The 13,954-nt window shown below is 62.4% G+C and carries 12 protein-coding genes; 8 read left to right on the top strand and 4 right to left on the bottom strand.

Translation table 11 applies throughout. The annotated features are described in order from the left end of the window. The first annotated feature begins 76 nt into the window (after positions 1-76). Complete coding sequence (locus PWG15_RS13295; RefSeq protein WP_275020467.1) at positions 77-1,756, top strand: formate--tetrahydrofolate ligase; 1,680 nt, start codon at positions 77-79, stop codon at positions 1,754-1,756. Between the two features lie 92 nt (positions 1,757-1,848). On the opposite strand, the gene PWG15_RS13290 is transcribed toward PWG15_RS13295, so the two are convergent. Beyond that, entirely contained in the window at positions 1,849-2,358 is a 510-nt protein-coding gene (locus PWG15_RS13290; protein ID WP_275020466.1) for a DUF1993 domain-containing protein, read from the bottom strand. A gap of 260 nt (positions 2,359-2,618) precedes the next feature. On the opposite strand from PWG15_RS13290, the gene PWG15_RS13285 reads away from it, so the two are divergent. Continuing rightward, positions 2,619-3,071, top strand: a complete 453-nt coding sequence (locus tag PWG15_RS13285; RefSeq protein WP_275020464.1) for a thioesterase domain-containing protein — start codon at positions 2,619-2,621, stop codon at positions 3,069-3,071. A gap of 29 nt (positions 3,072-3,100) precedes the next feature. On the opposite strand, the gene PWG15_RS13280 is transcribed toward PWG15_RS13285, so the two are convergent. Continuing rightward, positions 3,101-4,015, bottom strand: coding sequence for an extensin-like domain-containing protein (locus tag PWG15_RS13280; RefSeq protein ID WP_275020462.1), 915 nt, complete (start codon positions 4,013-4,015; stop codon positions 3,101-3,103). 399 nt (positions 4,016-4,414) lie between these two features. Here PWG15_RS13280 and PWG15_RS13275 point away from each other — a divergent pair, with 399 nt between their 5' ends. The 3 genes from PWG15_RS13275 to PWG15_RS13265 all read left to right on the top strand — a co-directional run bounded on the left by PWG15_RS13275 (position 4,415) and on the right by PWG15_RS13265 (position 8,991). Further along, a complete protein-coding gene (locus PWG15_RS13275; RefSeq protein WP_275020460.1) occupies positions 4,415-6,520 on the top strand; it encodes a TonB-dependent receptor, heme/hemoglobin family in 2,106 nt (701 codons plus the stop codon). Between the two features lie 124 nt (positions 6,521-6,644). Further along, a complete protein-coding gene (gene trpLE / locus PWG15_RS13270; protein ID WP_178385070.1) occupies positions 6,645-6,689 on the top strand; it encodes a trpE operon leader peptide TrpLE in 45 nt (14 codons plus the stop codon). A gap of 112 nt (positions 6,690-6,801) precedes the next feature. After that, positions 6,802-8,991 (top strand): anthranilate synthase, encoded by a 2,190-nt coding sequence (locus tag PWG15_RS13265; protein WP_275020459.1) that lies wholly within the window; start codon positions 6,802-6,804, stop codon positions 8,989-8,991. Positions 8,992-9,094: 103 nt separating this feature from the next. Here the strand turns inward: PWG15_RS13265 and PWG15_RS13260 are convergent, their stop codons facing one another. Next, positions 9,095-10,021, bottom strand: coding sequence for a LysR family transcriptional regulator (locus tag PWG15_RS13260; protein ID WP_275020457.1), 927 nt, complete (start codon positions 10,019-10,021; stop codon positions 9,095-9,097). 248 nt (positions 10,022-10,269) lie between these two features. Here PWG15_RS13260 and PWG15_RS13255 point away from each other — a divergent pair, with 248 nt between their 5' ends. From PWG15_RS13255 to queF, 3 genes are all read left to right on the top strand, one after another. Further along, complete coding sequence (locus tag PWG15_RS13255; RefSeq protein WP_275020454.1) at positions 10,270-11,772, top strand: MFS transporter; 1,503 nt, start codon at positions 10,270-10,272, stop codon at positions 11,770-11,772. Between the two features lie 125 nt (positions 11,773-11,897). Then, entirely contained in the window at positions 11,898-12,815 is a 918-nt protein-coding gene (locus PWG15_RS13250; protein ID WP_275020452.1) for a cation diffusion facilitator family transporter YiiP, read from the top strand. A 136-nt stretch (positions 12,816-12,951) separates the two neighbouring features. Then, a complete protein-coding gene (gene queF / locus PWG15_RS13245; protein WP_275020450.1) occupies positions 12,952-13,416 on the top strand; it encodes a preQ(1) synthase in 465 nt (154 codons plus the stop codon). 15 nt (positions 13,417-13,431) lie between these two features. Here queF and PWG15_RS36545 read toward each other — a convergent pair whose 3' ends face one another. Next, positions 13,432-13,953 (bottom strand): chloramphenicol phosphotransferase CPT family protein, encoded by a 522-nt coding sequence (locus PWG15_RS36545; protein ID WP_425536705.1) that lies wholly within the window; start codon positions 13,951-13,953, stop codon positions 13,432-13,434. Position 13,954: the final 1 nt, after the last annotated feature.

Genomic DNA, 13,954 nt, shown 5'->3' with positions numbered 1-13,954 from the left:
CTCATCCCGCTCGGGCATCGCGAACTGCGCCTTCGAAGGCGCGGACGAAAACGAGACCCTGGGGAGGGGACATGTCATGACGGAGGTTAAGTCCGATATCGAGATTGCCCGCGCGGCGAAGAAAAAGCCGATCCTGGAGATCGGGGCTGCACTCGGCATTCCCGCGGAAGATCTTTTGCCCTATGGCCACGACAAGGCAAAGATCGGCGCCGACTTCATTGCGCGACAGCGCGAGAAAAAGAATGGTCACCTGATCCTGGTGACCGCGATCAATCCGACGCCCGCCGGCGAAGGCAAGACGACAACGACGGTCGGCCTCGGCGACGGGCTCAACCGTATCGGCAAGAAGGCGATCGTCTGCATCCGCGAGGCCTCGCTCGGGCCCTGCTTCGGCGTCAAAGGGGGGGCAGCCGGCGGCGGTTATGCGCAGGTCGTGCCGATGGAGGACATAAACCTCCATTTCACTGGCGATTTCCATGCGATCACCTCGGCGCACAACCTGCTCGCCGCGTTGATCGACAATCATATCTATTGGAGCAATGAGCAGAATATCGATGTCCGACGCATCGCCTGGAGACGGGTGATGGACATGAACGACCGGGCACTGCGCCATATCGTCGGCTCGCTCGGCGGTGTGGCGAACGGCTATCCGCGCGAAACCGGTTTCGACATAACCGTGGCCTCCGAGGTCATGGCGATCCTCTGCCTGGCAACCGATCTCAAGGACCTCGAACAACGGCTCGGCAACATCATTGTCGGCTACCGCCGCGACAAGACCCCGGTCTTTGCCCGCGACATCAAGGCCGATGGCGCGATGGCGGTGCTACTCAAGGATGCGATGCAGCCGAATCTGGTGCAGACGCTGGAAAACAATCCCGCCTTCGTCCACGGCGGGCCCTTCGCCAACATCGCCCATGGCTGCAACTCGGTGATCGCGACGACCACGGCGTTGAAGCTCGCCGACTATGTGGTCACCGAAGCCGGTTTCGGTGCCGATCTTGGTGCGGAAAAATTCTTCGACATCAAGTGCCGCAAGGCGGGGCTGAAGCCGGATGCAGCTGTGCTTGTCGCGACCGTTCGTGCCATCAAGATGAATGGCGGTGTCAAGAAGGACGATCTCGGCAAGGAAAACCTGGAGGCACTGCGCAAGGGCTGCGCCAACCTCGGGCGCCATGTGCAGAACGTCAAGAAGTTCGGTGTGCCGGTAGTCGTTGCGATCAACCACTTCACTTCCGATACCGACGCCGAGATCCAGGCGATCAAGGATTATGTCGCGACGCTTGGCGCGGAAGCCGTGCTCTGCCGGCATTGGGCCCAGGGCTCGGCCGGCATCGAGGAATTGGCGCGCAGGGTTGCGGAACTCGCCGAAGCCGGCCATTCGCAGTTCTCGCCGCTATACCCTGACGACATGTCGCTGTTCCACAAGATCGAGACGATCGCCAAGGACATCTACCACGCAAGCGAGGTGATCGCCGACAAGACGGTGCGCGACCAGCTGCGCACCTGGGAAGAGCAGGGCTATGGCCGCCTGCCGATCTGTATGGCGAAGACGCAATACTCCTTCTCGACCGATCCGAACCTGCGCGGCGCGCCGACGGGCCATGCGGTGCCGATCCGCGAGGTAAGGCTTGCGGCCGGCGCCGGCTTCATCGTGGTCATCACCGGCGAGATCATGACCATGCCCGGTCTTCCCAAGGTGCCGTCGTCGGAGAAGATCTTCCTGAACGAGCAGGGCTATATCGAGGGCCTGTTCTAGGCGCCTTGGCTCCTCGACTGGCTTGGTCAAGACAACGCCGCGCATCCGGCCGGATGCGCGGCGTTGTCTTGTTTTGCTTCCTGAAACGGAAGTTAGGCCGTGAGGCTGAGGAAATCGGCCTTGCCGATCGAGACGCCTTTGTGGCGCAGGATGTCGTAGGCCGTCGTCAGGTGGAAATAGAAGTTCGGCAGGACGAACCTCAACAGATACTCTTCGCCTGTGAGTGTCACCTTCAGGGTCGGGAAGTTGAGGACGACTTCACGGCGGTCGCTGTCTTCAAGATCGGTAGGGCGCACCGTCTGAAGAAAAGCGACGGTGTTGGCGATGCGTTGGCGCAGCTCGCCCAGGGTCTTTTCCTCGTCGGGAAACCGGGGCACCTCGATCGAGGTCAGGCGACCGACCAGACCCTTGCTCGTATCGCTGACGCGCTGCACCTGGCCGGCAAGCGTGAGCATGTCCGGCGCGAGCCGGGCATTGACGAGATCATCGGGGGAGACGCCGTTGTCGCGCGCGTGAGCCTCGGCCTTGTCGAGCAGTTTGGTGAGGACACCAAGGCCGCGAATGAGTGCGGGAATGGAGAGCTGGTACATCGTCAATGCCATGACAAATTTCCTTGAAACGGGGCGCAAAACGGGTGGATTTCCTCGTGCCTTTATTTGGGATCCGGGGAGCAATCTGCAAGGCGCGCGAGCCGGTATCTTTGCGTCCAACGGGATCTGGCGACAGGTCAGGAACGCGTGACCCCGGCTCTGGCCAAGACTGGCGGTCTTGTGCATTGATCGGCAACCACTGCACGTCTTGCAGCGGCCTTTGCGCGTTCAACAGGACACGAGCCGCTGCAACAGGGACCATGGACATCGCGATGACGCCACAGGATTTGCAGGCCTATCTTCACGCTCATATCCCGCTGTCGGCGGCGATGCAGGTTCAGGTGGAGGATGTAACGCACGACCATGTCCTGCTTTCGGCGCCCCTGGCGCCCAACATCAACCATCGCGAGACGGTGTTCGGCGGCAGCGCCTCGGCGCTTACGATCCTCTCGGCCTGGTCGCTTCTGCATGTGCGGTTGCGCGAAAGCGGCGTGGCGGCGCGTCTGGTGATTCAGAGCAACCGGATGGACTATCTAAAGCCGGTTGCCGGTGCCTTTGCGGCCCGGTCGTCGCTGGCGAATGCCGGGCAATGGCCGAGCTTTCTGCGGATGCTCGAACGGCGGGGCAGGGCGCGGGCCGTGGTGCTTGCCGACCTGCTTGACGGCGACGCGTTGGCCGGGCGCTTTGAAGGCGAGTTTGTCGCCCTCGGCTATGGCGGCAATTGAATGTCGATCCGAGCCGGGGGAATTCGCATCTAGCGGCAGTAGCGATAATCGTTGCGGCGCTCGATGACGTCGAGATGCAGATGAGTTTCGTGAGCGGCGTCGCTGCCGGGATCGAGCACGGTCTTGAAGTAGAGGCAGGCGGAAGCGGTGACCGCGCGCTGGAAGGCGCCGTCCATCGTGCCATCCTCATCACGCGGCTGGATGGCGATCGTCGTCCCGTCGCTTAAAGTGAAGGACGCGATATCGACGGCGTTGCCGTGGGCATGCTCGGAGATCTTGCCGGACGTTGCATTGTTGCGCAGGCGGCAGATGTAGGTCGATGCCTGGTTCAGAGCCTTGATCTTGATGTTCTTGTCGAAGGCGACCTCCGCAGCCGGTTGGGCAGTTTCCTTCGTCCAGCGTGCCAGCGCCAATGCCGTTTCGCAGCGCATCAGGCCCTTCGGCGCGAGCGTGACGTCAGGCAGGATGCTGGTGATCTCCAGCGGCTTGTCGATGCCGCAGCCCTTGCCATCGTCGATGCGCTTGGCCTCGACAAATGTCGCGCCGAGCGCCTTCAGGTCGGTAAGGCACTTGGCATGATCGGCAGCGTTTTCGGCCTCGACTGGTGGATAGACGATCGGCGCCGGCTTGGCATCCTTCTTCTCGTCCGCACGCTGGCCCTTTTCGTCGGTCGCCGGCTTCTTGTCCTTTGTCGATTGCTCGTCTTCATCGGCCGGCTTTACCTGCGGTACGGGCTGTTTTCCGTCGGCTGTCGTCGGCTCTTTCGCCGTCGCGCCCTTGCTATCGCCCGCCGGTGGCGCCGGCTTCTTGTCGGGTGTTGGAGCAGCTTCTTCCGCTCCCGCATCCGTCGGCGGTTTTTCTGTCGGGATGGGGCCGGATTTCGGCAGACTGGCGCCGGTGAGGACCAGGAGTGACAGCAGGATCAATGGGAAAGAGCGACGCATCCAGTTCCTTTCTCACTGCCCGCGTTGCGAGCTTTGAGCGGAGGGAACGCGCAGAAACGGATCTGGTTGCATGAGATTGCTATAATTTGGGTGGAATCCGCCCAGATCATAAACGTGACCGATTCCAATGAATTAGAGCGGGATGCCGCCGCAAATCTGCATGCTTTTTACTTCTCCGCTCCAACTCTCCGGCAAAAGCGTTGCAGTTCGGCAACGCCTTGAATTGGCACGACCCCACAAATTGTGGGGAGTATCTTTGTATGTTGACAAAGATACTCATGTTTTTTATGCGGCATAAATGAGGCGACGACATGTCGCAACGCCCAGAACGCGCCCAGCCAGCCCCTTGAGTTTGCCGCTCAACAGCAAGCCCGGCCTCGAACCTCAAAGGATTGGTCCATGCTCACCCGGCATCGTCGCCAGGCCCTGTTGGCTTGCACGACAACTCTTGCAATTTCAGTCGCTACCGTCGCATTCGCCCAGAGCGCGACCACCCAGGCAAAGCCGGAAGAGAAAAAGGCCGAGGAGACCAAGAAGGGCGAAACCTACCTCTCGCCGATCGTTGCCAAGGGCTCGCGCACCGCCGACCCCTATGCCAAGGCCGCCCCGGTCAGCGTCGTCACCTCCGACCAGATCGACCTGCAATCCGGTCTCGAGACCGACGACCTGCTGCGTGGCGTTCCCGGCACCTCGACCGCCAACAACCCGCAGAACCCGGGCGTCGCCGTCAACATCCGCGGCTTCGAGGGTTCCGGCCGCGTCAACATGATGATCGACGGTGTGCGCCAGAACTTCCGTTTCACCGGCCATGAAGCGCAGGGCTTTGCCTATTTCGATCCGGCATTCCTTTCCGAGATCGACGTCACCCGCGGTGCAGTCACCGGCGTCGGCGGCGGTGCACTGGCCGGTTCGGTGAACTTCAGGACCTATGACGTCGAAGACCTGATCCAGGACGGGAAGAACTACGGCGGTATCGCTTCGGCCACCTATGGCAGCAACGATGCCGGCTGGTCGGAATCGCTGATCGGCGCCTACCGCTTCAATGACGTCTTCTCGGTGCTCGGCGGCATCAGCAAGGCTGATCCCGGCAACTACGACAACGGCAACGGCGTAACGGTGCCTTACACCGAGGAAGACCTGCTTTCCGGCCTGTTGAAGTTCGAGGTGACCCCGGATCAGGATCATTCCTTCAAGCTCACCGGCATCACTTATGACAACGACTTCTTCGCGAACTCCTATTTCCAGAACGTGAAGAACCAGACCGCTTCGGCAAGCTATTCGTACACGCCGGACAACGAACTCATCGACTTCAAGGCCAATGCCTATTGGAACCGGCTTAAGATGAAGTACGACACCGATGTTCGTGGTGGTGGCACGGCTGCCGGCCGCCGCATCACCGACACGGGCAAGGGCTTCGACATCTCGAACACCTCGCTGTTCGATCTCGGCGACGTTGCCGTCCGGGCGAACTACGGCGTTGAATACTTCCGCGACGACTATGACGTCATCAACAGCACGGCCCGGCCGGGCGCTGGCGTCAACGGCAGCGGCACCAATGCCACGACCGGCGTTTTCAGCAACACGACCTTCACCTACGGCATCGTCGACCTGACGGCCGGCCTCAGGTGGGATCACTTCAGCCTCGATGGCTCCGGCGCCGTGGTCCGGGGCAACCCGATCGGCCTGCCGGCGGGTCCCTACACGGTCGACAAGTCCGACGGCCATCTCAATCCGAGCGTCACCGTCGCGCTCAATCCGACGGACTGGTTCCAGCCCTACGTCACCTACGCCGAGACCTCGCGCTCGCCGACCGTCAACGAGACCTTTGCCGGCGGCACGCACCCGGGTACGACCGGCCAGTCGTTCTTCCCTAATCCGTTCCTCGAGCCTGAAATCTCGAAGGGCTGGGAAATCGGCGCGAACTTCACCTTTGACGGTCTGCTCGACGCCAGCGACAGCCTGCGTGTGAAGGCCAACTACTTCCACAACCGCATCGACAACTACATCACCGCAGCGCTGCTCGGCGGCGGCCGCCAGATCTTCTTCGTCAACAATCCAGGCACCTCGACCGTGCAGGGCTTTGAACTGCAGGCGGCATACGATGCCGGCTATGTCTTCGGCGATCTGGCCTACACCTACACCGACAGCAACCTGCCGTCGCAGGTCAACGGTTTCGGCGTGCAGAGCTATCTGCCTGACAACATCATCAGCGCGACGCTCGGCGCCCGCTTCCTCGACGACCAGCGCCTGACGGTCGGCACGCGGCTCTATGCCGTGTCGAGCGCATTCGTCGGCGAGATCAACCGCACGCCGCCGAACGTTCCGGGCTATGGCCTTGTCGACCTCTTCGCGAACTACAAGTTCGAGAATGGCTTCGAGGTGACGGCGACGGTGACGAACCTTTTCGACAAGACCTATACGCCGTCGTCGAGCACGATTGCCGGTAGCACGATCGATACGGGCCGCGGCCGCACGTTCCTGGTTACGGCGAAGGCGAAGTTCTGATACAATACCTTCAACTCCAGTCGGGGCGGTTCGAAAGAGCCGCCTCTTTTTTTGCCGCAACCGCCGTGTTTGCCGTCGTTTTCCGGCTTGCGCGGGGCCGGAACCCACGCTAACACTTTCGCCCATGGAAAACGCACGCAACATTTCGATCTGGTGGTGGGCTCGCTGAAGCGGCCTTGACCAGTCATGCGTGATTGAGAGATGAAGCCGCCCGGAGATTTCGAGGCGGCTTTTTTCATATTCAGGCCGCTCAAGGACCGGGCTTATACGGAGCGAGGCGAATGGCAACGGTAATTCTCGAAGACGGCTCGGAGAGCTACACCACAAAGGGTGGCATCGTGGTGACCCGCAGGCGGCGTGAAGCCTCCTATCAGGACGCGATCGCAAGCTATGTGGACAAGCTCGACGAACGCCGCGGTGCGGTGTTTTCATCCAACTATGAATATCCCGGCCGCTACACCCGTTGGGACACGGCCGTCGTCGATCCGCCGCTCGGCATTTCTTCCTTCGGTCGCTCGCTCTGGATCGAAGCCTATAACGGCCGCGGTGAAGTGCTGCTGGCTATCATCGCCGAACACCTCCAGTCCGTTACCGATATCACACTTGGTGTGTTGACCAGCCGTCGCCTCGATCTGACGATCAACCAGCCTGACCGCGTCTTCACCGAGGAAGAGCGCTCGAAGATGCCGACGGTGTTCAGCGTTTTGCGCGCCGTCACCAGCCTCTTCCATTCGGCCGAGGACGCGAGCCTAGGCCTCTACGGCGCCTTCGGCTACGATCTCGCCTTCCAGTTCGACGCGATCGACCTGAAGCTGAAGCGCCCGGACGACCAGCGCGACATGGTGCTGTTCCTGCCGGACGAGATCCTCGTCGTCGACCACTATGCCGCCAAGGCCTGGATCGACCGCTACGATTTCGCCAGGGACGGCAAGACGACTGAAGGCAAGGCGGAAGAGATCGCCAGCGAGCCCTTCAAGACAGTCGACAGCATTCCGCCACACGGCGACCATCGGCCCGGCGAGTATGCCGAACTCGTCGTCAAGGCGAAGGAAAGCTTCCGCCGCGGCGATCTGTTCGAAGTGGTACCCGGCCAGAAGTTCTTCGAGCGGTGCGAGAGCAAGCCGTCGGAGATCTCCAACCGGCTGAAGGCGATCAATCCGTCGCCCTATTCGTTCTTCATCAACCTCGGCAATCAGGAATATCTCGTCGGCGCTTCGCCGGAAATGTTCGTTCGCGTTTCCGGTCGCCGCATCGAGACCTGCCCGATCTCCGGCACGATCAAGCGTGGCGACGATCCGATCGCCGACAGCGAGCAGATCCTGAAGCTCTTGAATTCCAAGAAGGACGAGTCCGAGCTGACCATGTGCTCGGACGTCGACCGCAACGACAAGAGCCGCGTCTGCGTTCCGGGCTCCGTCAAGGTCATCGGCCGCCGCCAGATCGAGATGTATTCGCGCCTCATCCACACGGTCGACCACATCGAGGGCCGCCTGCGCGATGACATGGACGCCTTCGACGGCTTTTTGAGCCATGCCTGGGCCGTGACCGTTACCGGCGCGCCGAAGCTCTGGGCCATGCGCTTCATCGAAAGCCATGAGAAGAGCCCGCGCGCATGGTATGGTGGCGCGATCGGCATGGTCGGCTTCAACGGCGACATGAACACGGGCCTGACATTGCGCACGATCCGGATCAAGGACGGCATTGCCGAGGTCAGGGCAGGGGCGACGCTGCTCTACGATTCCAGCCCCGAAGAAGAAGAAGCCGAAACCGAACTGAAGGCCTCCGCCATGATCGCTGCCATTCGCGATGCGAAATCCGCCAATGCCGGCAAGGCAAGCCGCGATGTGGCGGCCGTCGGTGCAGGCGTCAACATCCTGCTCGTCGATCACGAAGACAGCTTCGTCCACACGCTTGCGAACTATTTCCGCCAGACGGGGGCGACCGTCACGACGGTGCGCACGCCGGTGGCCGAAGAGATCTTCGATCGGGTGAAGCCGGATCTCGTCGTGCTTTCACCCGGCCCCGGCAACCCGAAAGATTTCGACTGCAAGGCGACGATCAAGAAGGCGCGCGCCCGCGACCTGCCGATCTTCGGCGTGTGCCTGGGCCTCCAGGCGCTTGCCGAGGCCTATGGTGGGGATCTCCGCCAGCTCGCCATCCCGATGCACGGCAAGCCGTCGCGCATCCGGGTGCTGGAGCCGGGCATCGTCTTCTCCGGTCTCGGCAAGGAAGTGACCGTCGGTCGCTATCACTCGATCTTTGCCGATCCTTCGAGCCTGCCTGGTGATTTCATGATCACCGCCGAAAGCGAAGACGGCACGATCATGGGTATCGAGCACACCAAGGAGCCGGTGGCGGCGGTGCAGTTCCATCCGGAATCGATCATGACGCTCGGCGGCGACGCCGGCATGCGGATGATCGAGAACGTCGTGGCGCATCTCGCCAAGCGCGCCAAGATCAAGGCGGCGTGAACGCTTGAGCGTCCCGTTCTGGCGATATCGGCGCGGGGACACAGTTGACGATCTGAAAGAAACCAAGGGCCGCTTCCGTCATGGAGGCGGCCCGTTTTAGTTCCTACCGAGATGTGTCGACGACTGGCGTGCGCTCGCAGCGGTCGGCAAAGAGCCGCTCGCTCAGGAAATCGACGAACACGCGCACCTTTGGCGACAAGTGGCGGTTTGACGGCCAGAGGAGGTGGAACTGTCCGGGCGCGTCGAGGTAGGCATCAAGCACCGTGCGGAGCCGGCCATCGCCGAGCAGCTGGCGGGCGAGAAAATCCGGCAGGCAGCCGATGCCGAGGCCGGCGAGCACGGCGCCACTGAGCGCCTCCATGTTGTTGCTGTAGAGCACCGTCTTGATCTGCGGCCCGGGTCCGCCTGCGGGCACGGCGATCGGCCAATCCTGCAGCTTCCGGCTGTTGGGAAAACGGAAGCGGATGGCATGGTGCCCGTCGAGATCGCGGGGGCATTCGGGGGTGCCATGCCGATCGAGATAGGCCGGAGCGGCGCAGAGCAGAAGCTGGAACGGCCTGAGCGCCCGGGTCATCAGCCGCGAATCCGGCAGCACACCGCTGCGGATGGCGACATCGACTTCCTCGTCGATCAGATCGACGATGCGGTCGTTGAAGTCGAGGTCGAGCTCGACTTCGGGATAGCGTCGCACGAACTCCGGCAGTACCGGCAACAGCAGATGATAGCTGACGATCGGCACGCTGACGCGCAACCGTCCGCGTGGAACGGCCACCGCCTCGGCCAATGAAGCTTCTGCATCGTCCAGGTCGTCGAGAATCCGGCGGCAGCGCTCGTGAAAGAGGCGTCCCTCCTCGGTCAACCGGATACTACGGGTCGAGCGCTGCAGCAGACGCACGCCGAGCTGCTTTTCGAGCGCGGTGACTGCCTTGCCGACCGCGGAAGCGGACAGGCCGAGCACGCGGCCGGCCGCGACGAAACTGCCGAGATCGGCCGTACGCACGAACGCGGTCAATCCGCTCAAGCGGTCCATTGCAGCCTCCTATTCGAGCGTTATGCTCCGGTATGCCTGTCCAATTGGCATGGTTCTCAGCCGATTATGGCGAAACTATTCTTCATTCGTCAATCGATACCCAGGTGGCGGACGCCCAGCTGCAGGTTTCTGAGGAAGCCTGTGCGGGTATCTCCTTGTTCCAACGGATGGACAATATGAGAGATGATTTCAAAGACGGGCGCGGACGGTGGTTCGTGCTCCTTTCGGTTTGCTGCGCGGCGGCCACGATGCCGCTCACCTTTACCGGACCGGCGGTGGCGTTGCCGGCGATCAGTCGCAGCCTCGGCGCCGATCCGGTGGCGCTCAATTGGGTCACCAATGCCTTCATGCTGACCTTCGGCAGTTCGCTGATGGCGGCGGGTGCCGTTGCCGACAGTTTCGGTCGCAAGCGTGTCTTCCTCGGAGGTCTTGCCGCGTTCCTGCTGTTCTCGGCTGTTCTGGCGTTCTCCGGCAATATTGTCTGGTTCGACGTGTTGCGAGCGCTTCAAGGGACCGGGGCAGCCGCCGCCTTCTCCGGCGGCATGGCCTCGCTTGCCCAGGAGTTCGAAGAAGACGAGCGGCTGAGAGCCTTCAGCCTCGTTGGTGCGAGTTTCGGCGTGGGCCTCGCCTTCGGCCCCATCGCATCGGGCCTCCTGGTCGAGGCCTTCGGGTGGCCGGCGATCTTTCTGCTCGTCGTGGCCCTGGCCGGTCTGGCACTGGCGCTCGGCGCGGTTTTCCTGCGGGAGACGCGTGATCCGGACGCCATCGGCCTCGACTGGAAGGGAGCTGCAAGCTTCACCGCGGCGCTGACTGCGCTCACCTTCGGCATTCTGCAGGCGCCGGAAAGCGGCTGGGGCCGCCCGCTCGTGATCGCCATGTTCGCGGCTTCCGTGCTCTTCTTTCTGGCCTTCTGGCGGATCGAACGCTCGGTCGCGCGGCCGATGCTGGATCTGACGCTCTTTCGCTATCCACGCTTCGTCGGTGTGCAGTTGCTTGCGGCCGCACCGGCCTACGGCTTCGTCGTCCTGCTCATCCTGCTTCCGGTGCGGTTCATCGGCATCGAAGGCATGAGTGCTGTCGCCGGCGGGCAAATGATGATCGCCATGTCCGCGCCGCTCCTGGTCTTGCCGATTGCCGCCGGCCTCTTGACGCGCTGGTTCACGCCTGCGGCGATCTGCGGCACGGGTCTGTTGATCTCGGCTGTTGGGCTCCTCTGGCTGGGCCGGGTTCCGGTGGGTTCCGAGCCGGCCGTGCTGCTCGCACCTCTGTTGCTGATCGGTCTTGGCATCAGCCTGCCCTGGGGGCTGATGGACGGGCTTGCCGTCAGCGTCGTGCCGAAGGAACGGGCAGGGATGGCAACGGGGATCTTCAGCACCACGCGCGTTGCAGGGGAGGGCGTAGCGCTCGCAATCGTGACCGCAGTTCTCTCGGCGCTCACAGCCTCGAACCTGGGGCCCGGGGCCGGTCCGAATGCCGCTGCGATGGCGCAGCGCGTCGTGACCGGCAACCTCGCGGACGCAGCGCGAATTGCACCGCAGACATCGCATGCCGCGCTCCTGCAAGCCTATGGCGATGCGTTCAGTGCCTTGCTCTGGCTGCTGACCGGCATCACGGTGGCGACCGCAGCCGTCGTATTCCTCTTCATCGGTCGGGGCAGCAAGGCCGCCGACGGCGATGAAATCGAAGCCGAGCTGTTGACCCTGGAGGTCATTGCCTGCGGAGAAGGCGGAGCCAGCCGAGCCAAGCTTTGACAAGCGGCGTTTAATCCAGCATATGCTTGGCCATGGACCGCCTGCGCGAAATTCGCGCGGGCGGTTTTGCGTTTCAATGGGCTTGCGTTTGCAACTCGTTTGCATCTGCATAGGGAATGATCAAGATGTCTGCATCCGACAACCGGACCGTCCTGCGGCTTGCCTTCTGGGGCATTCCGCTGTCTCTCGCCGTGCTGGGGCTGAAGCTTCTCGCCTGGTGGCTCACCGGTTCGGTCGCGCTTCTGTCCGATGGTCTCGAGTCCACGGTCAACGTGATCGCTGCCGTCATCGCCTATCTGATGATCGGTTATGCCGCCAAACCGGCGGATGCCGGCCACCCCTTCGGGCACCACAAGGCGGAGTATTTTTCGGCCGTGATCGAGGGGGTGCTGATCGTCGTTGCAGCTCTTTTGATCGTCTGGGAAGCGGTGCCGGCGATCATGGCGCCTGTCGTGATGGAAGCGCCGGCTCTTGGTCTCGCGATCAACTTCGCTGCCGGTGTGATCAACGCCATCTGGGCCTATGTGCTGATCACGGCCGGCCGCAGGCATCGCTCGCCGGCGCTAAGCGCCGATGGCCACCATATCCTGTCGGATGTCGTCACCTCGATCGGCGTTCTCATCGGTCTCGTCCTTGCGATTGCCACCGGCTACGCGATCCTCGATCCCCTGCTTGCCGTCATCGTCGCCTGCAACATCCTGTTCCAGGGATGGATGGTGATCTCGCGCTCGATTGACGGCTTGATGGACCGGGCAGTTTCGGGGGAAGAGGAAGAGGCGATCAAGCAGGCGATCGCCGCCAATGCCGCGGGTTCGCTCGGTGTGCATGATCTGAAGACCCGCCAGGCCGGTCCGGCGATTTTCGTCGATTTCCACATGGTGGTGCCGGAGGCGATGCCGGTCGGGGAGGCGCATGACATCTGCGACCGGATCGAGGATGCGATACGTGATGTGCATCCGGGGGCAAGAATTGCGATCCATGTGGAGCCCGAGGGCGAGAAGGCGCACGGCGTGCGCGTCAAGACGACGTCGGCGCGCCACTGACGAGAGCGCTTCAACCGTGACAAGGTTTCCTTCTTGAGGCAGTTCTGATTTAAGGGCCGCAAACAGAGCGGGGCCGGCTGGCGCATAAGCCATGGCGGGCGGCCAAAACGCAAATGGACCGACGGAGCATACGAAAATGAGCAAGACTGACGTATCCGGCCTTTCGCAATTGGGCGCGAAGGTCGACCTGCCACAGAGCCCGGAAGAGGCGGTACTGGAGCGGGTGCCGAGCGGCAACAAGGGCAAGGACTATCTGGTGCGCTTCACCGCACCGGAGTTCACCTCGCTCTGCCCGATGACCGGGCAGCCGGATTTCGCCCACATCGTCATCGACTACGTGCCGGACGAGTGGCTGGTGGAATCGAAGTCGCTGAAGCTGTTCCTGCATTCCTTCCGCAACCATGGCGCCTTCCACGAGGACTGCACCATCGAGATCGCCAGCCGGCTGGTAACGCTGCTTTCGCCGCGTTGGCTCCGGATCGGCGCCTACTGGTATCCGCGCGGCGGCATTCCGATCGACGTCTTTTGGCAGACCGGCAAGCCGCCCGAGGGCTTGTGGTTGCCCGATCAGGGCGTGCTGACCTATCGCGGTCGCGGCTAAGGCGCGAGGTTGTCGCTAAGCCCTCAGGGACTGGCGCTTAAGCCAATGGTCAACGATGCGCGCGGCGACCTGATCGGTCGGGTCGCGCGTGTCCACCTCGAAATCGTAGGTGCAATGGTCATGCGTCTTGAGGTGAAAGCGCGCTTCCCCAACGGTGCGGTCGCCGCGCTCGCGCTCACGACGCTCGAGCTCTTCGATCGGCGCATGGATACCGACCCAGAAGACATCGAGATGCGCGGTTCGCATCCTGAGATCCTCTGCCCAAATTTGCTCCTCGACGATGTGCTCGACGATCAGGTCGTTTCCAGCCTCGGCAAAAGCCGCAATCGACCGATGAAATCCGTCGAAGAACCTCGCGCGTTCGCCGCGCATGCCATGGTGCATGCCACGCTTGAGCACCCGAAATCCGGCGTCGGCAAGCTGGTCTGACGCATAGTAGCAGAAGGGCTCCGGGAGGATTTCCCGGAGCGCCTTTGCCAGCGTGGACTTTCCGGCACTCGACGTGCCGTTCAGAAAGATGATGCGTCCGTGCTGCACG

It is taken from the genome of Ensifer adhaerens (genome assembly GCF_028993555.1).
Lineage (GTDB): Bacteria > Pseudomonadota > Alphaproteobacteria > Rhizobiales > Rhizobiaceae > Ensifer > Ensifer adhaerens_I.
The sequence above is the reverse complement of the archived record's forward strand: the minus strand, read 5'-3'. Positions and strand labels throughout refer to the sequence as shown.